General features: G+C 73.5%; 17 protein-coding genes and 1 pseudogene. 6 read left to right on the top strand and 12 right to left on the bottom strand.

Going from position 1 to position 23,977, the window contains the following annotated elements:
- Positions 1–11 precede the first annotated feature (11 nt).
- Positions 12–2,276: an MMPL family transporter gene (locus Sdi02f_RS32945; RefSeq protein WP_108934552.1), complete on the top strand. Its 2,265-nt coding sequence runs from the start codon at positions 12–14 to the stop codon at positions 2,274–2,276.
- Between the two features lie 74 nt (positions 2,277–2,350).
- Here Sdi02f_RS32945 and Sdi02f_RS32940 read toward each other — a convergent pair whose 3' ends face one another.
- From Sdi02f_RS32940 to Sdi02f_RS32920, 5 genes are all read right to left on the bottom strand, one after another.
- Positions 2,351–3,607: a glycosyltransferase gene (locus tag Sdi02f_RS32940; protein ID WP_108934551.1), complete on the bottom strand. Its 1,257-nt coding sequence runs from the start codon at positions 3,605–3,607 to the stop codon at positions 2,351–2,353.
- On the bottom strand, positions 3,604–4,296 hold the full coding sequence (locus Sdi02f_RS32935) for a ribosomal RNA small subunit methyltransferase A (protein ID WP_108934550.1): 693 nt from the start codon (positions 4,294–4,296) through the stop codon (positions 3,604–3,606). Before Sdi02f_RS32935 ends, Sdi02f_RS32940 begins: the two co-directional genes overlap by 4 nt.
- Positions 4,297–4,630: 334 nt before the next feature.
- Positions 4,631–5,914 carry an ABC transporter substrate-binding protein gene (locus tag Sdi02f_RS32930; protein WP_108934549.1) on the bottom strand — a complete coding sequence of 428 codons (1,284 nt, stop codon included), beginning with the start codon at positions 5,912–5,914 and terminating at the stop codon, positions 4,631–4,633.
- On the bottom strand, positions 5,914–6,747 hold the full coding sequence (locus Sdi02f_RS32925) for a carbohydrate ABC transporter permease (protein ID WP_108934548.1): 834 nt from the start codon (positions 6,745–6,747) through the stop codon (positions 5,914–5,916). Before Sdi02f_RS32925 ends, Sdi02f_RS32930 begins: the two co-directional genes overlap by 1 nt.
- Positions 6,744–7,691: a carbohydrate ABC transporter permease gene (locus tag Sdi02f_RS32920; protein ID WP_108934547.1), complete on the bottom strand. Its 948-nt coding sequence runs from the start codon at positions 7,689–7,691 to the stop codon at positions 6,744–6,746. The genes Sdi02f_RS32925 and Sdi02f_RS32920 overlap by 4 nt, the downstream gene beginning before the upstream one ends.
- A 155-nt stretch (positions 7,692–7,846) precedes the next feature.
- Here Sdi02f_RS32920 and Sdi02f_RS32915 point away from each other — a divergent pair, with 155 nt between their 5' ends.
- The gene (locus Sdi02f_RS32915; protein ID WP_108934546.1) at positions 7,847–8,713 is read left to right on the top strand and encodes a phosphotransferase enzyme family protein; all 867 of its coding nucleotides are present in this window, start codon (positions 7,847–7,849) and stop codon (positions 8,711–8,713) included.
- 221 nt (positions 8,714–8,934) lie between these two features.
- A complete protein-coding gene (locus Sdi02f_RS32910; protein WP_108934545.1) occupies positions 8,935–10,104 on the top strand; it encodes a serine hydrolase domain-containing protein in 1,170 nt (389 codons plus the stop codon).
- A 118-nt stretch (positions 10,105–10,222) separates the two neighbouring features.
- Here the strand turns inward: Sdi02f_RS32910 and Sdi02f_RS32905 are convergent, their stop codons facing one another.
- The 3 genes and pseudogenes from Sdi02f_RS32905 to Sdi02f_RS32895 form a co-directional block, all read right to left on the bottom strand.
- Entirely contained in the window at positions 10,223–10,954 is a 732-nt protein-coding gene (locus Sdi02f_RS32905; protein ID WP_108934544.1) for a 3'-5' exonuclease, read from the bottom strand.
- Positions 10,955–11,016: 62 nt separating this feature from the next.
- Positions 11,017–11,322 (bottom strand): annotated as a pseudogene (locus Sdi02f_RS32900) (exonuclease domain-containing protein); the annotation flags it as partial.
- Positions 11,323–11,438: 116 nt separating this feature from the next.
- A complete protein-coding gene (locus tag Sdi02f_RS32895) occupies positions 11,439–12,686 on the bottom strand; it encodes a DUF5919 domain-containing protein (RefSeq protein ID WP_030404136.1) in 1,248 nt (415 codons plus the stop codon).
- A gap of 366 nt (positions 12,687–13,052) precedes the next feature.
- Between Sdi02f_RS32895 and glgX the strand changes: the two genes are divergently transcribed.
- Positions 13,053–15,161 carry a glycogen debranching protein GlgX gene (gene glgX, locus Sdi02f_RS32890; RefSeq protein WP_055468924.1) on the top strand — a complete coding sequence of 703 codons (2,109 nt, stop codon included), beginning with the start codon at positions 13,053–13,055 and terminating at the stop codon, positions 15,159–15,161.
- Positions 15,162–15,242: 81 nt separating this feature from the next.
- Entirely contained in the window at positions 15,243–17,714 is a 2,472-nt protein-coding gene (gene treY / locus Sdi02f_RS32885; RefSeq protein WP_108934543.1) for a malto-oligosyltrehalose synthase, read from the top strand.
- Positions 17,715–17,744: 30 nt separating this feature from the next.
- Here treY and Sdi02f_RS32880 read toward each other — a convergent pair whose 3' ends face one another.
- On the bottom strand, positions 17,745–19,070 hold the full coding sequence (locus tag Sdi02f_RS32880) for a M14 family zinc carboxypeptidase (protein WP_108934542.1): 1,326 nt from the start codon (positions 19,068–19,070) through the stop codon (positions 17,745–17,747).
- A gap of 141 nt (positions 19,071–19,211) precedes the next feature.
- Complete coding sequence (locus Sdi02f_RS32875) at positions 19,212–19,763, bottom strand: FHA domain-containing protein (protein WP_030404132.1); 552 nt, start codon at positions 19,761–19,763, stop codon at positions 19,212–19,214.
- A 178-nt stretch (positions 19,764–19,941) separates the two neighbouring features.
- Here Sdi02f_RS32875 and treZ point away from each other — a divergent pair, with 178 nt between their 5' ends.
- Positions 19,942–21,687: a malto-oligosyltrehalose trehalohydrolase gene (gene treZ / locus Sdi02f_RS32870; protein WP_030404131.1), complete on the top strand. Its 1,746-nt coding sequence runs from the start codon at positions 19,942–19,944 to the stop codon at positions 21,685–21,687.
- An 18-nt stretch (positions 21,688–21,705) separates the two neighbouring features.
- Here the strand turns inward: treZ and Sdi02f_RS32865 are convergent, their stop codons facing one another.
- The gene (locus Sdi02f_RS32865; RefSeq protein WP_031085405.1) at positions 21,706–22,641 is read right to left on the bottom strand and encodes an aminoglycoside phosphotransferase family protein; all 936 of its coding nucleotides are present in this window, start codon (positions 22,639–22,641) and stop codon (positions 21,706–21,708) included.
- Between the two features lie 55 nt (positions 22,642–22,696).
- Positions 22,697–23,827: an aminopeptidase P family protein gene (locus tag Sdi02f_RS32860; RefSeq protein WP_108934541.1), complete on the bottom strand. Its 1,131-nt coding sequence runs from the start codon at positions 23,825–23,827 to the stop codon at positions 22,697–22,699.
- Positions 23,828–23,977: the final 150 nt, after the last annotated feature.

Raw genomic sequence — 23,977 nt, 5'->3', positions numbered from 1 at the left:
GCAGGCCGGTCATGCGGAACCGAGAGACACGGGTGCGGGGCATCGCCGCCCGGGCGGGCGGCTGGAGCGCCCGGCACCGATGGGCCGCCGTCGGGATCTGGGTGCTGTTCGTCGTCCTGGCGACGGTGCTCGGCTCGGCGGCCGGCCGGGTCGACGTCAAGGACAGCGACCAGATGGGCGGCGAGACGCACACCGCGGCACGGATCGTCGAGGACGCCGGGATCGACGAGCCGGCCGGTGAGACCGTCCTGGTCCAGGCGAAGTCGGGGGATCTGAAGGCCACGGACGCCGAGTTCCGGGCCGCCGTCGGCGCGGTCGTCACGGCGGTGGAGAAGACCGGGAGGGTCACGGGCGTCATCTCGCCGTACGACAGCAGGACGATCTCGGAGGACGGCCGCAGCGCGCTGGTCCGGTTCGACATGCGCGGCGAGGCGGACACCGCGGGCGAGCGGGTCGAGCCGGTCCTGAAGGCGGTCGAGGGCGTCCAGAAGGATTACGCGTCGCTGCGGATCGAGGAGATCGGCGGCGCCAGCATGGCGAAGACGTTCGACGACGCGTTCGGCGACGACTTCAAGAAGGCCGAGTACTCGGCGGTGCCGGTGGCCCTCGGCATCCTGCTCGTCGCGTTCGGCGCGCTGGTGGCCGCGCTGGTCCCGGTGGCGCTGGCGATCACCGCGATCATCGCGACGATGGGCCTGATGGGCCTGGTCAGCCACGTCCAGCCGATGAGCGAGACCGCCAACTCCGTGATGCTGCTGGTGGGTCTGGCCGTCGGTGTCGACTACTGCCTGTTCTACCTGCGCCGTGAGCGCGAGGAGCGGGCCGCCGGACGCGACGCGCACACCGCCCTGCGGATCGCCGCCGCCACCAGTGGCCGGGCGATCGTCGTCTCCGGCGTCACGGTGTGCGTGGCGATGGCGGGCATGCTGTTCACCGGCATCGCCGAGTTCGAGGCGATGGGGCTGGCCTCGCTGATGGTGGTCGCGGTCGCCATGGTGGGCTCCGTGACGGTGCTGCCGGCGCTGCTGTCCCTGCTGGGCGAGCGGGTGGAGAGGGGCCGCGTGCCGTTCCTGCGCCGGCGCCGGCCGAGCCGCTTCGCGGGTGAGGGCAGCCGGTTCTGGACGGCCGTGCTCAAGCGGGTCCTGGCCAGGCCGCTGCTCGCCGCGGTGGTCGCCGTCGGGGCGCTGCTGGCCGTCGCGGCGCCCGCGCTGGGCATGAAGACGCAGAACCTCACGCTGGACCAGGAGTTCGGCGACTCGCTGCCCGTCGTGCAGACGTACAACCGGGTCAACGAGGCCTTCCCCGGGGGCTCCGACCCGGCCGAGGTGGTCGTGAAGGCCGACGACATCAACGCGCCCGAGGTGCGGGCCGCGCTCGCCGACTTCCGGGAGCGGGCGATCAGTTCGGGCGCCTCCCGCGGCCCGGTGGACATCACGACGCACGACGAGCAGAACGTCGCCCTGGTGTACGTCCCGCTGGTCGGCGGCTCGGACCAGGACAGGGCGGGCGAGAGCCTGGACAAGCTGCGCGACGAGGTGCGGCCGGCGACGCTGGGCACGGTCGAGGGCGTCCAGGCCCCGATCACCGGTCAGGTGGCCGGCAACAAGGACTTCAACGACCAGCTCGTCGGCTCGGTCCTGCCGGTCTTCGCGTTCGTCGTGGTCTTCGCCCTCCTGCTGATGCTGCTGTCCTTCCGCTCGCTGACCGTCGCCCTCACCTCGATCGTGCTCAACCTGCTGTCGGTGGGCGCGGCCTACGGCATCCTGGTCGCCGTCTTCCAGCACGGCTGGGGCGCCTCCCTGGTGGGCGCGGAGGGCGTGGGCGCCATCGTCACGTGGCTGCCGCTGTTCCTCTTCGTGATCCTGTTCGGCCTGTCGATGGACTACCACGTGTTCGTGGTCTCCCGGATCCGCGAGGCGCGGCTGCGCGGGCGGAGCACCCGGGACGCGATCCAGCACGGCGTGGTCACCACGGCGGGGGTCGTCACCAGTGCCGCCGTCATCATGGTCGCCGTGTTCGCGATCTTCGGCACGCTGTCCATGCAGTCGATGAAGCAGATGGGCGTGGGTCTGGCGGCGGCGGTGCTCATCGACGCGACGGTCATCCGGGGTGTCCTGCTGCCGGCCGTGATGTCCCTGCTCGGCGAGCGCAACTGGTACCTGCCGAAGTGGCTGCACCGGATGCCGGACCTCACCCACGACGAGTCGCCCGAGGCGGCCGTCCCGGCGGTGCGGGACGGCGAGCGCGGGGAGCGGGGCGAGCCCGTCGGGGTCTGACCGGCGCGCCCACCGGGCCGAGGGGCCCGTCGGTTCCGGGGGAACCGACGGGCCCCTCGCCGCGTCCTGCGGGGTCAGCCGCGCGCGGCGGCCAGTTCGGCCTCGACGAGGTCGGCGGCCCGCCGGGTGCCGCCCTCCTCGGCCATCCGGGCCCGGATCTCCTTCAGGCGCCCCGCCACCTCCGGGTCGTCGACCAGGTCGAGGGCGGCGCCGCGCAGCGCCTCGGCGGTGGCCGCCTCGGTGGTGAACGTGCGGGCGACGCCGAGGGCCCGGAGCATGTCGGCGTTGCCGAACTGGTCCGCGGCCTGCGGGACGGCGATCATCGGCGTGGCGGTCGCCAGGCCCTCCTGGCTGCCCCCGGCGCCCGCGTGGGTGACGAAGAGGTCCGTCTGCTGGAGGATCGCCAACTGCGGGACCCAGGTGCGCACTTCCACGCTGTCCGGTACGTCGCCCAGCTCGGCGGGGTCGATGTGCCGGCCGACCTGGAGCACGGTGTGCCAGCCGGGCAGCTCGCCGAAGGCCTTGACGCACTCCCGGTAGAACGCGGGCTGTTTGGTGAAGGCGGACCCGAGGGAGACGAGGACGACCTTCTCGGCGCCCTCGGGACGCGTCCAGTCGCCCTCGGCGGTGCGGTCCCCCTGGCAGGCGCCGACGAAGGTGTACGTCGACTCGTCGACCCTGTCGGCGTGGGGCTGCAACGCCTTGGGGATCAGCACCAGGGAGCGGTCGGGGCGGCCGGTGAAGGCGTCGGGGTGGTCGGTGATCCCGTTCTCCTCCAGCCAGGCGTGGAAGCGGGCGTAGTACGCCTGGCCGCGCTCGGTCTTCAGCGGCTCCTCCCACATCGGCCCGGCCACCTCCTGCTCGTACCCCTCCCAGGCGACCATGCAGGGCGACAGGGAGACGACGGGCACGTCCCAGCGGCGGCCGAGGACGCGGGCGGTGTAGGAGGCGATGTCGTGCAGGATCAGGTCCGGCTCGTCGCCCTCGTACGCCCGGGCGATCTGCGGGAGCGACTGGACGGCGTCGTCGAGGAAGGGCTCGACGTTGTCCAGCAGCGTGCTCCCCCACGCCTCCGGGTCGGCGTCGGGGCCGGGCAGGGTGCTGTTCCAGAGCTTGGGTTCGGCACCCGCCTCGGCGACCTTGTCCGCGAGGAGCGGCGGGATCGCGTACGTCACCCGGTGACCTCGCGCGACGAGCTCCCGGATCACCTCCAGGCTGGGGTTCACGTGGCCGTGGGCGGCGATGGAGAACATGGCGATGTGAGCGGGGGGCGTGGTCATGCGAGGACCGTAAGCGAGACGAGACGTCTCGTGCAAGTCGTTTTCCTTCATGAGGTCAGCTCCTCGTGCAGGCGCAGCCAGCGGTCGGGGGCGACCTCGCCGACGAGCAGGGCGGGGTCGAGCCGGGCGGCGCGGAAGGCCGCGTCCACCCGGCGCCGGGGATGGGCGCGCCGAAGGGAGGCGTGCAGCGAGCCGCCGACCCCGGAGAAGCCCAGCTCGACCAGGTCCGCCCAGCCGCGCAGGCCGGCGGCGGTGAGCAGCGGGGCGGGACGGCGTTCGATGCGCAGGACGCCGGCGTCGACGCGCGGCGCCGGGCGGAAGCGGAGGCGGCCCACCCGGCCCACCAGCCGCCATGCGTGACACGGCCAGGTCAGGACGGTGAGGCGGCACCAGTGGACGATGTCGGCCGTGCGCGAGAACGGCACGTTCCCGGCGACCGAGAACGGCGTGCGCGGGGGCCGGACGGCTAGGAAGTCCCCGGCGACGACGCTCACGTGCGGGCTGCGCGCGAACCGGGCGCGGAGGCCGGGGACGAGCCGGGGGTCGATCTCGTAGGCGCGCAGTTCGAGGCTGCGGCGGGCCAGCGGCTCGGTGAGAGCGCCTCGGCCCGCGCCCACTTCGAGCACGAGGGGAGGGCGGGAGTGGTCGGGGGCGGCGAGCCGCGCGACGCGTTCGGCGGTGGCGCGGTCGGCGAGGAAGTTCTGCGAGAGCGTGCGGGCACGCGGGGTGGGGCGGGCCATGGCCTGCGGTCCTTGTCTTCCGTGACAGGGGGGAAAAGGGCAGCCGAAGGCCCTGACCGGAAGACGAAGGCAGAAAGGGAATGCGGGGGCTCGGCCCCGCCGTGCGCGCCCGGGACGCGTCGAACGCGTCCGGTGCGTCAGCGGCGGGAGGACCCCGGGCCGGTCAGGGCTCCGGGGCCACGACGCAGCCTGATGGCGTGCGTGCAGCCCCGGCCGAGACCGGAGTTGAAGATCGCGTTGAAAGCTGCCACGGACGGGACGTTAGATGGGCGTTCGCCCGGCGGGCAACCGCTTTTCGCCGGGGCGGACGCCGACGGACCGCGGCGGGGGGCCGTCAGCGCTGGTAGCGGGCGAGTACCAGGTTCCCGTCCTCCTCCAGTCGGCGGCGCAGGTCGTCCATGCCGATCGCCCCGCTGTAGTACTCCTGCAGCGCCGGGGTCGCCACCTTGTCCTTCCACTCGGCGTAGCCCCGCACGGACTGGGCGGGGGCCGGGCGCAGGTGCGCGGCGAGGGCGGTGCCGGTGGCCCAGCCGCGTTCGGCGGTGTGCAGGGCGGGGTCGGCCAGGGCCTGGCGGCCGGTGGGCAGCATCCAGTCGCCGAGCGCGAGGCGCACCATGTGGTCCGGCCGCAGGAGGAAGTCGAGGAACGCGACGGCCTCCTTCTTGTGCGGGCTGTCCTCGGCGACCGACAGGGTCTGCGGGCTGACGCCCTGGGTGAGCCCGTCGGCGCCGGCCGGGGCGGGCAGCACCTGCCAGTCGAAGCCCTCGGGCGCCTGCTGCTCGATCTGCTGGCGGTAGGAGAAGCCGAGCGGCACCATCGCGTACGTGCCGGCGAAGAAGCCGGGCAGTGTGTCGGAGCCGCCGCTGCCCAGGGTGGTGGGAGAGGCGCTGCGGTCGGTCTCCACCTGGTCGTGGACGGTGCGCGGCACCACCTGGTCGCCCGCCTCGAAGCGGACGGTCACCCTGCCGTCGGGGCCGCGGTGGAAGAGCCGGCCGCCGGTGGACAGGGAGAGGTTGAGCGTGGCGGAGACGGGCTCCTTGAGCGGCCAGGCGACCCCGTACCTCCCGTCGCCGCTCAGCTCCTTGGCCACCTGCCGGAACTCCGCCCAGGTCCAGGGGTCCGCGGGCGTCGGGATCCGCACGCCCGACTCCTTCAGCAGGGTCGCGTTGGCGATCAGCACCCGCGGCTCCTGGAGGAACGGCACGCCGTAGACGCCGTCGCCGAAGGTGACCGTCTCCCAGCTCTGCCGCGGTATGTCCGACGTCAGCCGCGCGGGCAGCAGTCCGGTGAGGTCGGCGAGGCGGCCGCCGTGGGCGAAGTCGGCGAGGTCGTCGGAGGCGTCGTGGATGATGTCGGGCGCCTCGCCGCCCTCGAAGGAGGTCAGGAGCTGGTCGTGGACGCCGTCCCAGCTTCCCTGGACGTACTCGACGCGCACGTCCGGGTGGGCGGCGTTCCACTCCCGCACCAGTTCCTTCGTGGCCCGCACCGACTCGTCCTGCCAGGCCAGGGACTGGAAGCGGAGGGTGATCCGGCCGTCGGCGCCGTCGTCGGCGCCTTCCGCGCACCCGGCCAGGAGCAGGACGAGGGCGAGGAGCAGGGCGGTGGTCCTGGTGCGCATCAGCTCTTCACCGCCCCGGCGAGCATGCCGCCCGTGATCCGCCGCTGGACGAGGGCGAAGACCACCAGCGAGGGCAGGGTGGCGAGGAAGGCCGCCGCGGCGAGCGGCCCGAGGTCGGCGACGCCCTCGGCGCCGATGAAGTGGGTGAGCACCACGGGCAGGGTCTGCTTCTCCGGGGTCTTCAGCAGCACCAGCGCGAAGAAGAACTCGTTCCACGCGGTGACGAACGCGAACAGGGCCGTCGCCACGATCCCCGGCGCGAGCAGCGGCGCGGTCACCGACACCAGGGTGCGCAGGGGTCCGGCGCCGTCGACCGCGGCGGCCTCCTCCAGCTCCCGGGGCACGGCGCGGACGTATCCGGCGAGCATCCACAGCGCGAACGGCAGCGACCACACGACGTACACCATGACCAGACCGGCGACCGAGTTGATCAGGCCGAGGTTCTTGAGGACCAGGAACAGCGGGATGATCAGCAGGACGAAGGGGAAGGCCTGGCTGACCACGACCCATCCGGTGGCCGCCTTGGCGAACCGGCCGCGCCGACGGGCCATGACGTACGCCGCCGGGGTCGCCACCAGCACCGCGATCACGGCGGCGCCGAGGGCGGCGACCAGGGAGTTGAGACCGGCGTGCAGCAGCGGCTGCTCGTCGAAGGCCTGCCGGAAGTTGTCGAGGGTGGGGTTCTCCGGGATCCAGGTGGGATGCAGTCCGGCCAGCTCGCGCGGCGGTTTGAACGCGACGGAGATCAGCCACAGGAACGGGAAGGCCAGGAAGACCAGATACGCGAGCAGCGCGGCGTACTGGCCCGCGCGGGCGCCCTTCGAGGTCCTCACGCCCCGTCACCTCCCTTGTCCCCGCCGCGGAGCCGGCCGGCGAGGAAGACGGCCAGCAGGATCGAGATCACGGCGACCATGACGCAGCCCATCGCCGCCGCGTAGCCGAACTGCCCGTAGCGGAAGGCCTCCTCGTAGGCGAAGAGCATGGGCAGCCGGGTGCGTCCGCCGGGTCCGCCGTTGGTCAGCACGTAGACCAGGGCGAAGGAGTTGAAGTTCCAGATGACGTTGAGGGCGGTGATGGCGAGGGCGACGGGCCTGAGGGCGGGCCAGGTGACCGTGCAAAAGCGGCGCCAGGCTCCCGCGCCGTCCACGGCGGCCGCCTCGTGCAGCTCGCGCGGGGTGTTCTGGAGGCCGGCGAGCAGGGCGACCGTGGTCTGCGGCAGGCCGGCCCAGACGCCGACCACGACGACGGCGGGCAGGGCGGTGCCCAAGCCGCTGAGCCAGTCGTGGCCGTCGCCGAGGCCGAGGTCGCGCAGGGTCTCGTTGAGGATGCCGGCGTCCGCGTTGTAGACCAGGCGCCACATGATGCCGACGACGACCTCGGGCATCGCCCAGGGGATGATCGCCAGGGCCCGGGCCAGCCAGCGCAGCCGGAGGTTCTGGTTGAGCAGCAGGGCGAGACCGAGCGCGAGCAGGAACTGCGGCACCGTGACCCCGACGGCCCACACCAGGCCGATCCGGAACGACTCCCAGAACAGCGTGTCGTGCAGCAGGTCCTGGAAGTTCAGGGCGCCGATCCACCGGGTGGGCTCCGTACGGCCCGACTGCGCGTCGGTGAACGCCAGCAGGACGCCGTAGAGCAGCGGTCCCACGCTGAGGACCAGGATCGGGACGAGCGCGGGCAGCACCAGGAACCAGGCGCCGTGGTCCGGTCCGCCCCGCGGGGCGTCCGGGCCGGGCGCACGGCGCGCCGGTCTCCTCGACTCGGTCACCGGTGTCACACGGCCAACCCCTTCGCACGGCTCGGACGGGCCTCGTCATGGTCGTGAAGTGACCGCGTCCCGTCAAGAGGCCCGCGTACGCGCTCCCACCAGTGCGAATGCGACACTGGCCCCCGGCATGGCCGGAACCGGCACGGACACGGAGGCGCGAGGCGATGGACGAGGCACGGGCGCGGGAGGTGCTGGCCGCGGCGGGGGTGCTGCCCGGCCCGGCGCGGGAGGCGCGGCTGCTGGCCCTCGGCGAGAACGCGGTGTTCGCCGCCGGCGGCCTGGCGGTGAAGGTGGGCCGCGACGCCGAGCTGCTCGCGCGGGCGCGCCGGGAACTGGCCGTCGCGCTCTGGCTGGAGGAGGAGGGCGTCCCGGCGGTGCGGGCGGCCGAGCCGACGGCGCTGATCGTCGACGGGCACCCGGTGACGGTGTGGCGGCGGCTGCCCGACCCGGTGCGGCCCACCGAGCCCCGGGACGTGGCCGCGCTGCTCCGGCTCGTCCACGAACTGCCCCTCCCCTCCTCCTTCGGGCTGCCGCCCCGCGAACTGCTGGGCGGTGTGGAACGCTGGCTGCGCCTCGCGGGCGACGTGATCGACCCCGCGGACGCCGCATATCTCCGCGAGCGCCGGGACGGCTTCGCGTCGGCCGCCGCCGCGCTCACCCCGCACCTGGCACCGGGCCCCATCCACGGGGACGCGCTGCCCCGCAACGTGCACGTCGGTCCCGACGGGCCGGTCCTGATCGACCTGGAGACCTTCTCCGCCGACCTGCGCGAGCACGACCTGGTGGTGATGGCGCTGAGCCGGGACCGCTACGGGCTGCCCGCCGAGGCGTACGACGCCTTCACGGCGACCTACGGCTGGGACGTGCGCGACTGGGACGGCTGCGCGGTGCTGCGCGGCGCCCGGGAGACCGCCAGTTGCGCATGGGTGGCCCAGCACGCGCCGAGCAACCCGAAGGCGCTGGCCGAGTTCGAACGCAGGGTGGCGTCGCTGCGGGACGAGGACCCGACGGTGCGGTGGTACCCCTTCTGACCCGGCACGCCCCCCGTGGGAGCGCCTCGGTCCGCCCGTCGTCGTCGACGGCCTTCGGCCGCCCACCGGGTCGCCCGCGCTCGCGGGGGGGGAAGCCTGGCCTTCGATGATGCCCGGCAGTTCGACACCGGACCGGTGACGACCCGCACTGGGGGTGTCCCCCTTCCGATCATGGGGTGTGCCGGATCGCGTCCCGTTGGGGGCGAACTTAGCGTTCAGCCATGACTTGGACTCTGCGAAAGCACCTCGCCGTGTCGCTCGGCGTCACTACGCTCCTCGCCATCGAGGTGACCACCGCCGTGGCCCAGCCCGCCTACCCCTCCCCCGTGGCGCAGTTGCGTCGGGACACGGAGGCGATCCACGCCCTCGGCGTCAGCGGTGTGCAGGCCCGCGTGATCGCGCCCGACGGTCGCCAGTCGGTCGCCACCAGCGGCACCGCCGACGTGAACACCGGCCGCCCGGTCCCTTCCGACGGCTACTTCCGCATGGCCAGCACGTCCAAGACGCTGGTCGCCACCGTGGTCCTCCAACTGGAGGCCGAGGGCACGCTGTCTCTCGACGACACGGTCGACCACTGGCTGCCCGAAGTGGTGCGGGGCAACGGCAACGACGGCAGCCGGATCGCCATCCGCCAACTGCTCCAGCACACCAGCGGCATCCACGACGACCTGCCCGGATACACGACGCCGGAGGAGTACTACCAGCAGCGCCACGACGTCTACAGCCCCGAGCAGCTGGTTGCCCGCGCCATGGCCCACGCGCCGGACTTCCCGCCCGGCGAGGGCTGGGCGTACTCCAACACCGGCTACGTGCTGCTCGGCATGATCGTCCAGAAGGCCACCGGGCACCCCGCCCACCAGGAGATCGAAGACCGCATCCTGCGCCCGCTCGGCCTCGACCAGACCCGGTGGACGGGCACCTCGCCCACCCTGCCCCGGCCCCACGCCCAGGCCTACCAACTCTTCAGCCCCGGCTCCCGGGTGGACGTCACCGACCAGATACCGGTGGACTACGACAACCTGTCGTGGGTCACGACCACGCGGGACGAGAACCGCTTCTTCCGCGCGCTGCTCGACGGCCGCCTGCTGCCGGCACGGCAGCTGGCCAAGATGAAGCAGACCGTCCCCGTGAGCGCGGAGGTCCAACAGCTGTGGCCCGGCGGCCGATACGGCCTCGGACTGGTCGAACGCCCTCTGAGCTGCGGAGGAACGTACTGGAGCCACGAGGGAGGGGACGGCGGCTACATCACCCTCAACGGCGTCACCGATGACGGCAGGCGAAGCGCCGTGGTCTCCATGTCCGAGGCACGCGGCGACACCCTGCAGCACATAAGGGAGCAGGAGAACGCGGCCAGCGCCCTGATCGACCACGCACTGTGCGCCGGGGGCTGAAACACCCCGCGAGGCGGAGACGTCGTCGCGATGGGCCGTTGGCTCGGCGCGGCACTCGCTGGTACCGCAGATCAGTGTCCCGCACCCCCGCCTCGCCCTCTTGTGGCCCCTTTCGGGCTCACCTCAGTGATACCCCCGCATACGGCACGACGGGCCAGGCCGACTCGATCGTCGCCTCGGGGTTCGAGGTCCGGCGGAGGTACCTCTGCAAGGAAGCCGCCTGCTCGGCCGCCGCACGGACCTGGAGATCGTGCAGCTCCGCGGGCCCCAGCGTTCCTATGACCGAATGTTTGATGCCCATGGATCGCGCCGCACGCGCTGCGGCCACCGCGTCCGCAACGGCGTTGTGCGCGTCATTGAGCGGCACGCCGTAGTGCTCGCAGAGCGCCTGGAGATTCCGTGACCCCCTCCTGTATCGGTCCACGTGCTTGTCCAGGACCAACGGGTCAATGACGGGCGACAGCGAGGCCCCTCCGGACAACCGCTTGGCCAACGGCTCTATCCCATGCCGCCGGCACTCGCGGTCAAGCAGCGAGAGGTCGTACCGGGCGTTCATCACCACCAGCGGAGTCCCCGAGTTCAGCACTTCGGCGACAGCCGAGGTGATCTCCTCGATCGCGGGAGCCGCCGCGGCCCCATTCCTGCGGGCGTGTTCCGTGGAGATGCCGTGGATGGCCGAAGCCTGTCGCGGGATGGTCACCCCCGGGTCGAGCAGCCACGTCCGGGCCTCCGGCGGTCGTTCATCCGCGTCCACAGTCACGACGGCCGCGGTGACGATCCGGTCGGTCTCGATGTCGGTCCCCGTGGTCTCCAGGTCGAAGGCCACCAACGGCCCGCTGATCCAGCTCATCACAGGGCCCCACCCACCAGAGCACCCTGAAGCACCTGAGACGTACTCGGAGTGCGTGCACAAAAGGCCGCGTTGGACGCGACGACCGGGACGCCTGCCTTCCAGTGGTCGGTGAGGACGGCGGCGACGGCGTCCGCGACCCGGTCGGCGGGGCGGCCCTCGGCGGACGCGCGTTCGTCGCTGATGCCGTGCACCGCCACCGCGTCCGCCGGGATCTCCGCACCGGGGTCGGCCGGCCACTCCCGCCGGCCGAGCGGCTCCGCGCCTCTGAACTCGACGACGGCTCCCGTGACGATGCGCGCCTCGTGCGGATCGGTGCCCGTCGTCTCCAGGTCGAAGCCGATCAGCAGCTCCCGGTGCCGGCCCATGGGCGGTCCCCCTTCTTGGTGGTGCTTTCCCCCAGTGGTCTCCACCCTCCCACGGGCCACTGACAATCAGAGGACCGCGTTCCGCTTGTGCCCTCTCCGGCCGCGGAAAGCGACGTTCAGGACACCGGGCGCGAATCCGCCCACATCAGCTCGAACTCCTCCCGATAGGTGGGGAAGAGCCCGCCTTCGTCGACCCGGTCCGACTTCACCACTTTTCCGCCGTTGCGCCCGTTGCGCAGGACGAGGACCGGTGCCTCCATGCCCCGCGTGCGGCGCAGGTAGGACTGCACGACCGCGATGCCGTCGGCGCCGTCCCCGTCGACGAGGTAGGCCGTGAAGCGGGGGGTCTCGTCGAAGACCTGGATCTCGAAGGCACCGGGGTCCCGCAGCCGGGCGCGCACCCGGCGCATGTGCAGGATGTTCATCTCCACGGCGCGGCTCAGCTCGCCCCGCTTGATGCCCAGTTCGCGCTCGCGGCGCTTGATCGCGCTGGAGGCCGGGTTCAGGAAGAGCAGGCGCACCCGGCCGCCGGCCTCGGCCATCCGCAGCAGGCGGCGGCCGGAGAAGTTCTGCACGAGCAGGTTGAGGCCGATGCCGAGGGCGTCCACACGGCGGGCGTTGCCGAACAGGTCCTCGGCCGGGAACTGGCGCAGCAGCCGCACCCGGTCCGAGTGCACGGCGACCACGTCGGCGTAGCGGTCCCCGACCAGGTCCTCCACGGCGTCCACCGGGAGCCGCCGCGCCGACGGCACGTCGCTGCCCGCGCCGAGGACTTCGAGCAGCCGCGCGGAGGCCCGTTCGGCCTGGTTCAGCACCGCCTCGGACAGGGCCCGGTTGCGGGAGACGACGTTGCGGGTGACCTCCAGCTCGTCCAGGGCCAGTTCGACGTCGCGGCGCTCGTCCACGTAGGGCTCGAAGCAGGGCCAGTGCTGCACCATCAGCTCGCGCAACTGGGGCAGGGTCAGGAAGCTGAGGACGTTGTCGTCGGCCGGGTCGAGCAGGTAGCCCTTGCGGCGGCTGACCTCGCGGACCGCGACCGCGCGCTGCACCCACTCCTGTCCGGCGGGTCCGGCGGCGGCGACCACCCAGTCGTCGCCGTGGACCGGTTCGTAGACCGGCCGCAGGACGGCGGCCACCACCGCGCGCAGCCGCTGTTCGACGAGGTTCAGCCAGATGTAGGCCCGGCCCGCCCGCTGCGCGCGCGTGCGCACCTCGTGCCAGGCGTCGGAGTCCCAGTCCAGCTCCGGACCGATCGCGCCCGCGTTCATCGGCCGCGCCAGGGACACCGCACCGGGCGGGACGTCCGTGGAGTCCTCCTGATGACTCTCGTCACCAGGAGGCAGCTCCAGCCCTCCCGAGCCCACCCGAGTACCGCCTTCCGCTCCTCCGGCCTCCGCCGGGGACTCCCCGTCCCAACGATCAAGGAAGGGTACTCCGCCGACGGTCCGCGGTGCAGCCCGATGGACGGCCCGGTTTTCACCAACCTCCTTGGTCCACAGGCGTGTTCCTTGCGTGCTCACACCGGGGAGTGAGCGGAGTCATAGCGGTGACGTGGGCGGGGTGCGGCGAACGGGGCCGGAGGCCCGCCCGGGGCCCGGACGAAGGAGAACGCCCTCGGGTGGGTAGGAGGACGTACGTGCTAGGTGGTCGCCTCACTTTCGGGGAGACTTCCGGGGGACTCGGAGCCAAGGCGTCCGCACCGGCGCCCCACACCTGAAAGAGTCGTGTTCATGCAGGTCTGGCCTGGAGAGGCGTATCCACTGGGTGCCACGTACGACGGCGCCGGCACCAACTTCGCGGTCTTCACGGAGGCCGCCGACCGAGTAGAGCTGTGTCTGCTGCACGACGACGGCTCGGAGACGGCGATCGAGCTGCGGGAGAGCGACGCGTTCGTGCGGCACGCGTACGTACCGGGCGTGATGCCGGGGCAGCGGTACGGGTACCGCGTGCACGGCCCGTACGCCCCCGAGCGCGGGCTGCGCTGCAACAGCGCGAAGCTGCTCCTCGATCCGTACGCGCGTGCGATCAGCGGGGCGGTCCAGTGGGGCGAGGAGGTGTACGGCTACCACTTCGGCCAACCCGAACGGCGCAACGACCTCGACTCGGCCCCGCACACGATGACGTCGGTCGTGGTCAACCCGTACTTCGACTGGGGCGACGACCGCCGCCCCCGGACGGAGTACCACCACACGGTGATCTACGAGGCCCACGTGAAGGGCCTGAGCATGCGGCACCCGGGCCTCCCGGAGGAGCTGCGCGGCACCTACGCGGCCCTCGCGCACCCGGCGCTCATCGAGCACCTCACGGGGCTGGGGGTGACCGCCCTGGAGCTGATGCCGGTCCATCAGTTCGTCAACGACCACCGCCTGGTGGACATGGGGCTCAACAACTACTGGGGCTACAACACGGTCGGCTTCTTCGCCCCGCACAACGCCTACGCCTCCTGGGGCGACCGCGGCCAGCAGGTGCTGGAGTTCAAGTCGGCCGTCAAGGCGCTGCACGAGGCCGGGATCGAGGTGATCCTGGACGTGGTCTACAACCACACCGCCGAGGGCAACCACCTGGGACCGACGCTGTCCTTCAAGGGGCTGGACAACCCCTCGTACTACCGGCTGGCCGACGACCCCCGTTACTACATGGACACCACGGGGACGGGGAACTCGCTGCTCATGCGGTCCCCGCACGTGCTCCAGATGATCATGGACTCGCTGCGGTACTGGGTCACCGAGATGCACGTGGACGGGTTCCGCTTCGACCTCGCGGCCACGCTGGCCCGGCAGTTCCACGAGGTGGACCGGCTGTCGTCCTTCTTCGACCTGGTGCAGCAGGACCCGGTGGTCTCGCAGGTGAAGCTGATCGCCGAGCCGTGGGACGTGGGCGAGGGCGGCTACCAGGTGGGCAACTTCCCGCCGCTGTGGACCGAGTGGAACGGCAAGTACCGGGACACGGTGCGGGACCTGTGGCGCGGCGAGCCGCGCACGCTGGCGGAGTTCGCCTCCCGGCTGACCGGGTCCTCCGACCTCTACCAGGACGACGGCCGCCGCCCGCTGGCCTCGATCAACTTCGTGACCTGCCACGACGGCTTCACCCTGCACGACCTGGTGGCCTACAACGACAAGCACAACCAGGCCAACGGCGAGGACAACCGCGACGGCGAGAGCCACAACCGCTCCTGGAACTGCGGCGTCGAGGGCGACACGGACGACCCGGCGGTGCTGGAGCTGCGGGCGCGGCAGATGCGGAACTTCGTCGCCACCCTGCTGCTCTCCCAGGGCGTCCCGATGATCAGCCACGGCGACGAGTTCGCCCGCACCCAGCGGGGGAACAACAACGCCTACTGCCAGGACAACGAGCTGGCGTGGGTGGCATGGCCCGAGGACGAGCCCGACCTGCTGCGCTTCACCCGCGCGATGGTGTGGCTGCGCAAGGACCACCCGGTCTTCCGCAGGCGCCGCTTCTTCCACGGCCGCCCCGTGCAGGGCACCTACGACGAGCTGTCGGACATCGCCTGGTTCACCCCGGAGGGCACCGAGATGACCCGGCGGGACTGGAACTCCGCGCGGGCCTCGGCGCTCACGGTGTTCCTGAACGGCAACGCGATCTCCGAGCCCGGTGCCCGGGGGGAACGCATCGCGGACGATTCGTTCCTGCTCATGTTCAACGCCTCGCCGAGGCCGCTGGACTTCGTGGTGCCGGTGGACCACGGCCGGCAGTGGGAGGTGGTCGTCGACACCGCCCTGACGGAGGGGGTGCCCGCGGGCACGGGCCCGAAGGTGCAGGCCGGCGACCGGCTGACCCTGCTGGACCGGAGCCTGACGGTGCTGCAGCGGCCGGTGTAGGCCCCGGCCCGGACGCGGCCCCCTGCACCCGTGCAGGGGGCCGGTGACAGGAAAGGCGGCGGGGCGGGTACGTAGCTTGGCATGACACCTGAGCGACCCGACCCGGTGCCGTCCCCGGCCTCCCCCGCCCCCGCCGTCCCCGCCGTCCCCGCCGTCCCCGCCTCCTTCCTCGCCCCCTCGGCCACCTACCGGCTCCAGTTGCAGCCGGCCTTCCCCTTCGAGGCCGCGGCGGCGGCCGTGCCGTACCTGGCCTCGCTCGGCGTGTCGCACCTTCACCTGTCCCCCGTGCTGGAGGCGGTCCCGGGCTCCCGGCACGGCTACGACGTCGTCGACCCCACGCGCGTGCGCGCGGAACTGGGCGGCGAGGAGGGCCTGCGCGCCCTGTCGCGCACCGCGCGGGAGCACGGTCTGGGGTTGGTGGTGGACATCGTGCCCAACCACATGGCGATGTCGCCGCGCCACAACCGCGCGCTGTGGGAGGTGCTGCGCGAGGGGCCCGAGTCGCCGTACGCGCGGTGGTTCGACATCGACTGGCAGGCACAGGGCGGGCGGCTGCTGCTGCCGGTGCTGGGCGGCCCGGTCGGCGAGGTGGCGGGCGACCTCCGGGTCGAGGGCGACGTGCTGCGCTACCACGAGCACGCCTTCCCGCTGCGGGAGGGCACCGCGGACCTGCCGCTGCCGCGGCTGCTGGACGCTCAGTGGTACCGCCCGGTGTGGTGGCGGCTGGCCCGCACCGAGCTGAACTACCGGCGCTTCTTCAGCATCTCGGAGCTGATCGGGGTCCGCGTGGAGGACCCCGGGGTCTTCGACGCCACGCACGGCACGATCCTGCGGCTGCTGCGCGAGGGCGTGGTCGACGGGCTGCGCGTCGACCACCCCGACGGCCTCGCCGACCCCGACGCCTACCTGGCGCGGCTGCACGAGGCAAGCGGCGGCCGGTGGACGGTGGTGGAGAAGATCCTCGCGGACGGGGAGCGGCTGCCCGCCGCCTGGCCCGTCGCCGGCACCACCGGGTACGACGCCCTGCGGCACGTCGACGGGCTGTTCACGGACCCGGCCGGGCACCGGGGACTGCTGGACGGCTACCACGAGTTCGCCGCCCCGTCGGCGGACGGGGGCGGGGACTGGGCGGCGACGGTGCGGCGCGCGGCGTACGAGGTGCTCGGGCACGAGCTGGCCACCGAGCTGGACCGGCTGACCCGGGTGGCGCACCGCCTGTGCGCCACCTCGCCCGACCTGGCGCTGCGCGACCGGGCCCCCTGGGCACTGCGCACGGCGCTGCGGGAACTGCTGGTCCGCATGGAGGTGTACCGGCCGTACACGTCGGTGGACGCGGCGACGGTCGTCACCGAGGATGCGGCGGCCGGGGCGCGGCGCGCCTTCACGGTGCCCGAGGAGGCGGGCGCGGTGGACGTCGTACGCGGCCTGCTGCTCGGGCGGTACGGGGACGGGCCCGACCGTCGGGAGTTCCGGACGCGGTTCGCGCAGACCGCGTCGGCGCTGCGTGCCAAGTCCGTCGAGGACACCGCCTTCTACCGCTACGTGCCGTTGCTGTCGGCGACCGAGGTGGGCGGCGACCCCGGCCGTCCGGCGGTGTCGGCGCAGGAGTTCCACGGCTACTGCGCGCGCGTGCAGCGCGACTGGCCGGCGACGGGCACGGTGGTGACGACCCACGACACCAAGCGCAGCGCCGACGTGCGGGCCGCGCTGGCGGTGCTCACGCAGTGCCCCGCGCGGTGGGCGGACACCCTGACGGAGGTCACCGGGACCGCGGAGCTCACCGGAACGGGCGAGGGGCTGCCGGACGGACAGCTCGCGTGGGCGGCCTGGCAGACGGTGTTCGGTCTGGGCCCGGCGGACGAGGAACGGGTGCGGGAGGCGCTGCTGAAGCACGTGCGCGAGGCCGGGACGCACACCAGCTGGACGGAGCAGGACCCCGCGTACGAGGAGGCCGTGGCCCGGTTCGTGGCGTCGGGGCCGTGCGGCGCGCCGGGCGAACGCGTCGCCGCGCTGCGCAAGGCGCTGGAGCCGCACGTCCGGGCCAACGTCCTCGGCACGGCCCTGGTCCACCTGACGATGCCGGGCGTGCCGGACCTCTACCAGGGCACCGAGCACGAGTACCTGGCGCTGGTGGACCCGGACAACCGCCGCCCGGTGGACTTCCCCGCCGCCGGGGCCGACGGCCCGGGCGTGGGCGCCGGGGAGCGCGGGGAGAAGGCGGCGGTGACCCGGGCCGCGCTGGCGCTGCGGGCACGGCGCCCCGGTGCCTTCGGCGAGGGGGCGACGTACGAGCCGCTGCACGCCGAGGGCCCGGCGGCGGCGCACTGCGTGGCGTTCGCCCGCTCCGGTGCGGCCGTGACGGCCGTGACACGGCTGTCGCTGCGCCTGGCGGAGGCGGGGGGATGGCGCGGCACGACGCTGGCGCTGCCGCCGGGCCGGTGGACCGACGCGCTGGCGCCGGGGCGGGAGTTCGAGGGGCACGCGCGCCTGGCGGAGCTCTTCGCCGACACACCGGTGGCGCTGTTGGAACGGGTGGACACGGTGCAGGAGTAGCGGCGGGGCCCGGAGGCGGGGCGGGCCGGGTCAGTCCCGGTGCACCGGCACCGTGGCCCCGGTCCCCCGGCCGGGCCCGCCCGAGCGGGCTCCCGCGACGGGTCGCCGTCCGGCCAGTTCGAACGCGGCGAGTACGACCCGGGTCTGGTACTCCACCTGACGCCCCACCGGTATCCAGTGCGCGGCGCAGCCGTCGCGGTAGTCGGCGCAGCCCTCGTCGACGAGCCGGTCCAGTTCGGGCAGGACGCCCGCCGGGTCGCCGCCGGTACGGGTGACCAGTTGGTGCAGCAGTCCCGCGGTCCGCAGGGACAGGCGCCGTCCGGCCAGCCGCAGCGCCACGAGGTGGGAGGTGTTCATCGGCGGCAGCGAGCGGCCGGTCCCGTCGTCGGTGTCGGGGTCCCACGCGTCGGCGAGCCGGGGACAGACCAGCAGGTAGTCGTCGACCGGCGCGAGCAGGTGCGCCGCCTCCGGCACGGCGGCGAGGTGGGGTCTCAGGCGGGCCAGGACGCGGTGCAGGCGCCGGGTGTCGTGGCGCAGGGTGCGGCTCACGGTGCGCAGCACCGCGTCGCGGTCGGCCGGGGGCGAGTCGTCCGCGACGTCGGCCACGGCCCACATGGGTGCCTCGACGACCGCGGTGACCGTGCCGTAGCGGCGCGGGTGGCACCACGTCGAGTCGACGGCGGCCTCGGTGATGGCGGCGGTGAAGTCGCCGCGGCGGGGCGGCGGGATGCGGTAGACGGCGGGGCCGAGGTCGGGCCAGTACAGGGTGTCGTAGGCGCCGAGTTCGCGGGGTATGCCGAGGCGGGCGGCGGTGTGGGAGATGCGCTGGGCCAGGCCCGGCAGGTCGTGGGTCAGTTCGACGAAGCCTCCGCCGACGTCCACCCCGTGCAGGGAGCACTGGAGGAAGGGCCGCAGCTCCTCCTGGAGGGCCAGCAGGGTGCGGGTCTCGGGCAGCGTGGCGCGGTCCGGGCCGTCGGGCAGCCACTCGGGCTGTTCGAGGAAGCCGGGCCGGAAGAAGTTACGGGCGTAGCGGCCGAGGGTGTAGGGGCCGGTCAGCCAGCCCTCGTTGCGGCGCAGCCCGTCGGGGTCGACGCACAGCAGCAGGTTCCAGGTGGCGTCGGCACCCTCGGTGAGCCGGGGGTCGGCCACCGCCCGCTCGGCCAGCCGGAGGGCGGTGGCGCCGCCCACGGGTTCGTTCGCGTGCGGTCCGGCGACGACGAGGACCTGGCGGCTGCCGCGGCCGACGGAGAGCAGCAGCAGCGGGTGACCCCCGCGGGAGGTGCCGACGCGGCGCAGCCCGGCGTGGCGGGGATGCCGGGCGACGAATGCGGCGGCCCGGGCCCCCAGCTCGTCCACGGTCGGGTAGCGCAGGAGGGGCGGCAGGGCACACCTCCACGAAGTGGGCCGTCGATGCACCTGGTGTGCGCGGTGTACGCACAGTCAGTCACGAGTTGGGGGGCACGTCAACACTGCGAGAAGCAAAGAGGATCCGGCGCGTCAGTCGGCCGCGAGGCGGAAGGACATCCGGCCGAAACCGATCTGGTCGCCCTCGCGGACGACGGCGGCGCCGATGACCCGTCGCCCGTTGACCGTGGTGCCGTTGGTGGAGCCGAGGTCGCGCAGCACCCACATGCCGCCCTGGCGGCTGAGTTCCGCGTGCACCCGGGAGACCGTCTCGTGACTCAGCCTGAGCCCGCTCGCCGGGTCGCGCCCTATGCGCAGCGGGTGGCCGGCGCCGGGGTGGGGCAGCAGCAGCTTGGGCAGCCGCTCGGCCCGCCACGCCCGGCCGAGCCGTACACCGAACCCGGACACCGCCTCGACGGTGCCGAACACCATCCGCGACAGCCGGCCCTCCCTGCGCAGGTCGGCGGTGAGCGCGGTCAGCTCCTCCAGGCGGCGGGCGGCGAGGGCCAGCTCCATCCGGCGGACGAACGTGTCGTGCGACAGGCGCCCCATGGCAACGCCGTCCCTCAGGACGCTCAGCGCCTTGTCGCGCTCCGCGTCCGACAGCCGCGCGGGATACGTGTGGAACTCGAAGGACGACGTCACGAAGCTGATTGTCGGTCAGCGGCGCCGGGGTGTCCAGAAAACGGAAGAACGGCGGCCCGCCTCCGCGCGCGCGGGGCACGACACTCGCCGCGGGCCGGGGCAATCCCCAGCGGAACGATCACTTTTGCAGGACCATGTACGGGCTACATCACGGTGAGCAGACGAAGGGGAACCGTCCGTGCAGTTCGAGGTGTGGGCACCGCAGGCCGGCCGAGTGACGTTGCAGTGCGAGGGCGCCACGCGCGCGCTGGAGCGCGATCCGGAGCGGCCGGGGTGGTGGTGCGGTGAGGCGGAGGCGAGGGACGGCTCGCGGTACGGCTTCGCGGTGGACGGCGGCCCCGTGCTGCCGGACCCGCGCTCGCGCCGCCAGCCGGACGGTCCCGACGGGCTGAGCGCGGTCGTCGACCACGGCCGGTACCCGTGGCGGGTCCACTGGTCCGGGCGTCCGCTGCCCGGCGGTGTCCTGTACGAGCTGCACGTGGGGACGTACACGCCCGAGGGCACGCTCGACGCCGCCGCGCAGCGCCTGGACCACCTGGTGCGGCTGGGTGTCACGCACGTCGAGCTGATGCCGCTGTGTCCCTTTCCCGGGCGGCACGGCTGGGGGTACGAGGGGGTCTCGCCCTGGGCGGTGCACGAACCGTACGGCGGGCCCGAGGCGCTGAAACGCTTCGTGGACCGGGCGCACGAGCTGGGCCTCGGCGTGGTCCTGGACGTGGTGCACAACCACCTGGGGCCCTCCGGCAACCATCTGCCCGCCTTCGGCCCGTACTTCACCGACACCCACCACACTCCCTGGGGTGTCGCCGTGAACCTGGACGCGCCCGGCTCCGACGAGGTGCGGGCGTATCTGGTGGACAGCGCGCTGGCGTGGCTGCGGGACTACCGGATCGACGGTCTGCGCCTGGACGCGGTGCACGCCCTGGTCGACACGCGCGCGTGCCACTTCCTGGAGCAGCTGTCGGCCGCCGTGGACGGCCTGGCGGCCGACCTGGAGCGGCCGCTGTTCCTGATCGCCGAGTCCGACCTGAACGACCCGCGGATCATCACCCCGCGCGCGGAGGGCGGTCTGGGCGTGCACGCGCAGTGGAACGACGACTTCCACCACGCGCTGCACACCGCGCTGACCGGGGAGTCGCAGGGGTACTACGCCGACTTCGCCCGCGACCCGCTGGCGGCGCTCGCCAAGACGCTGACCCGGGGCTACTTCCACGACGGCACCTACTCCTCCTTCCGGGGCCGCTCGCACGGCCGTGCGCTGGACCGCGGCCGTGTGGCCGCGCACCGGCTGATGGGCTACGGCCAGACCCACGACCAGGTCGGCAACCGGGCCCAGGGAGACCGCCTGGCCTCCCTCGTCTCCCCCGGTCTGGCCGCCTGCGCGGCCACGCTGACGCTGACCGCGCCGTTCACGCCGATGCTCTTCATGGGAGAGGAGTGGGCGGCCGGCACGCCGTGGCAGTTCTTCACCGACCACACCGATCCGGAGCTCGCCGAGGCGGTGCGCACCGGCAGGCGGCGGGAGTTCGCCGCGCACGGCTGGCGGGAGGAGGACGTGCCCGACCCGCAGGACCCGGCGACGCGCGAGCGGTCCTGCCTCGACTGGTCGGAGCCCGCACGCGAGCCGCACGCGCGCGTACTGGACTGGTACCGGCGGCTGATCGCCCTGCGCGCCGAGCAGCCGGACCTGACCGACCCGGACCTGGCCGACACCAGGGTGGCCTACGACGCCACGGCGCGCTGGCTGGCCTTCCGGCGCGGCGACATCCGGGTGGCCGTCAACCTGGGCACCGAACCGGCGGCGATCCCCCTGGGCACCCGCCCCGCGCGCGTGCTGGCGGCGTGGGAGCCGGTGGAGGGCCCGGGCACGAACGGAATACTGCGGGTGCCGGGCGAGTCGAGCGTGGTGCTGGTGCAGGAGTGAGCGGGCGGCCCGGGGCCGTCAGGCGCTGCCGTCCGGGCCCTCGTCGCGCAGTTCCGTCACGCGTTCCAGGAGGATCGGTTCCCAGGCGTGGCGCAGCCGGGTCCTGAGCAGGGGAAGGGAGTGCGGCGCGCCGGTGCCCTCGTCCAGCGCCGCGGCGCACCGGACGACCGCGTCGCAGCGGGCCAGCCACAGGCCGCGCAGGCAGGGCCGGGCGCCGTACCCGGCGAGGGTGGCGGCGCGGACGGCGGCGGGTGAGCCGACGGAGAGGGCGAGGCCGGCGATGTCCTCGGCCGGGTCGCCGAGGACCGCCTCGCTCCAGCCGAGGACGCCGCGCACCCGGCCGTCGGCGCTGACGACAAGGTGTTCGCCGGTCAGCGCGTGGTGGACGAGGGCCACCACGCCCTGCTGGACGCCGAGCTGGGCCGCGGCCTCCCGGGTGAGCCGCTCCGGCCGCGCGGTGTCGAACTCGTCGGCCGCGGCGAGGCGGCGCACGGCGCGCTCGGCGGACTGCCGCAGCTCCTCCAGGGAGCGTGGCGCGGCACGCGGCACGCCGAGCGTCTCTGCCTGCCGGAGCGGCACCTCCCGCAGGCCGGTGAGCAGCGCCGCGAGGTCCGCCTCGCCCAGGGCGGACACGTCGTGGTCCTCGCCCGACCCGCCGGTCAGCCTCGCGTCCAGCGTGTACACCAGGCCCGGTGCCCACTCGCCGTGCGCCACGCCGGCCGGCAGCGCGACCGGGACGTGCGGCCGGACCAGTTCGCGCAGGCGCAGTTCGCGGCGTCTGCGCACCGCGGTCTCCCGGTCGGGGGCCAGCCGCAGGACGTGCCGGGTGCCGACCCACCAGGTGTCCGGGGCGCCCTCGGCGACCGGCCGGACGTCGGGTTCGGTCCTCCCGCCCAGCAGGGAGCGGACCAGTGCGCGGACGGTGTCCGCCGTGGGTGTCGGTGCCTGGGTCATCTCGCGCCGTCGTCTTCCGGGTCTGCCGGGGTCTTCGGGGTCCGTCCGGCACCGGTCACTCGACCAGGACCAGCTCCCGCGCGGTGTCGTTGAGCCGCCTGCCGCCGTCCTCGGTGACGGTGACGATGTCCTCGATGCGCACCCCGAACCGGCCGGGGAGGTAGATGCCCGGCTCCACGGAGAAGCACATGCCCGGCACGAGCGGCTGCTCCTCGCCCTCGATCATGTACGGCGGCTCGTGGGTGGTGACGCCGATGCCGTGCCCGGTGCGGTGGATGAAGTACTCGCCGAACCCGGCGTCGGCGATGACCGCGCGGGCGGCCCGGTCGATCTCCTGGCAGGCGGCCCCGGGCCGCACCGCCCGGAACCCGGCCTCCTGGGCCTCGCGGACCAGGTCGTGCACCCGGCGTTCCTCGTCGGTGGGCTCGCCCACGTGGACGGTGCGGGAGGTGTCGGAGCCGTAGCCGTCCTTGAGCCCGCCGAAGTCGAGGACGACCATGTCGCCGTCCTCGACGACCCGGTCGCCCACCTCGTGGTGGGGGTTGGCGCCGTTCGGGCCGGAGGCGACGATGGTGAAGTCGACCTGGGAGTGACCGAACCGGCGCAGCAGGCCGGCGAGGTCGGCGGCCACCTCCGACTCCCGGCGCCCGCCGAAGCGGACCTTGCGGATCTCCTCGAAGGCGGCGTCCGCGGCCGCCCCCGCGGCCGCCAGCAGCTCCAGCTCCGCCGGGTCCTTGACCGCGCGCAGCATGGGCAGCGCCTCGGTGAGGGAGGCGTACGACGTGCCGGGCAGCTCCCGCTGGAGGGCCAGCAGGTGCAGGGCCCAGGCGTTGTCGCTGACGCCGAAGCGGCCGGCGTCGTCGAGGAGGGACGCGGTGGCGGCGTAGGGGTCCTTGCCGTCGGTCCAGTCGCGCAGGGTCAGGGCGGGCGCGCCGGCCGCCTTCTCGGCGTCCGGGGCCTCCAGCGTCGGGACGACGAGCACCGGGTCGCGGTCCGGGGCGAGGACGAGCAGGGTCAGCCGCTCGGTGTCCGCCGTCGGTGCGTAGCCGGTGAGCCAGACCAGGTCGGGGCCGGGTGCCACCAGCAGCCCGGCCAGCCCGGCGTCGGCGGCCGCACGCGCGGCGCGTTCCATGCGGGCCCGGTAGTCGTCGGCGGTGAAAGAAGCGGCGGGCCTGCTGCCGGTCATCCGGACCTCCCGGGGCACAAGGGTGAAGGGACCACGGGCAGCATCCTGCCCCCGGGACGCGGGCGACGCGAGCCGATTGGCATTGATCACCCCTCACGACTCGTGGTGCGATGACGCCGGACACCGGTACCGGGGCGCCGTGATCCGGCG

The sequence above is a fragment of the Streptomyces ardesiacus genome, assembly GCF_003112575.1.
Classification (GTDB): Bacteria; Actinomycetota; Actinomycetes; order Streptomycetales; family Streptomycetaceae; genus Streptomyces; species Streptomyces ardesiacus.
The sequence above is the reverse complement of the archived record's forward strand: the minus strand, read 5'-3'. Positions and strand labels throughout refer to the sequence as shown.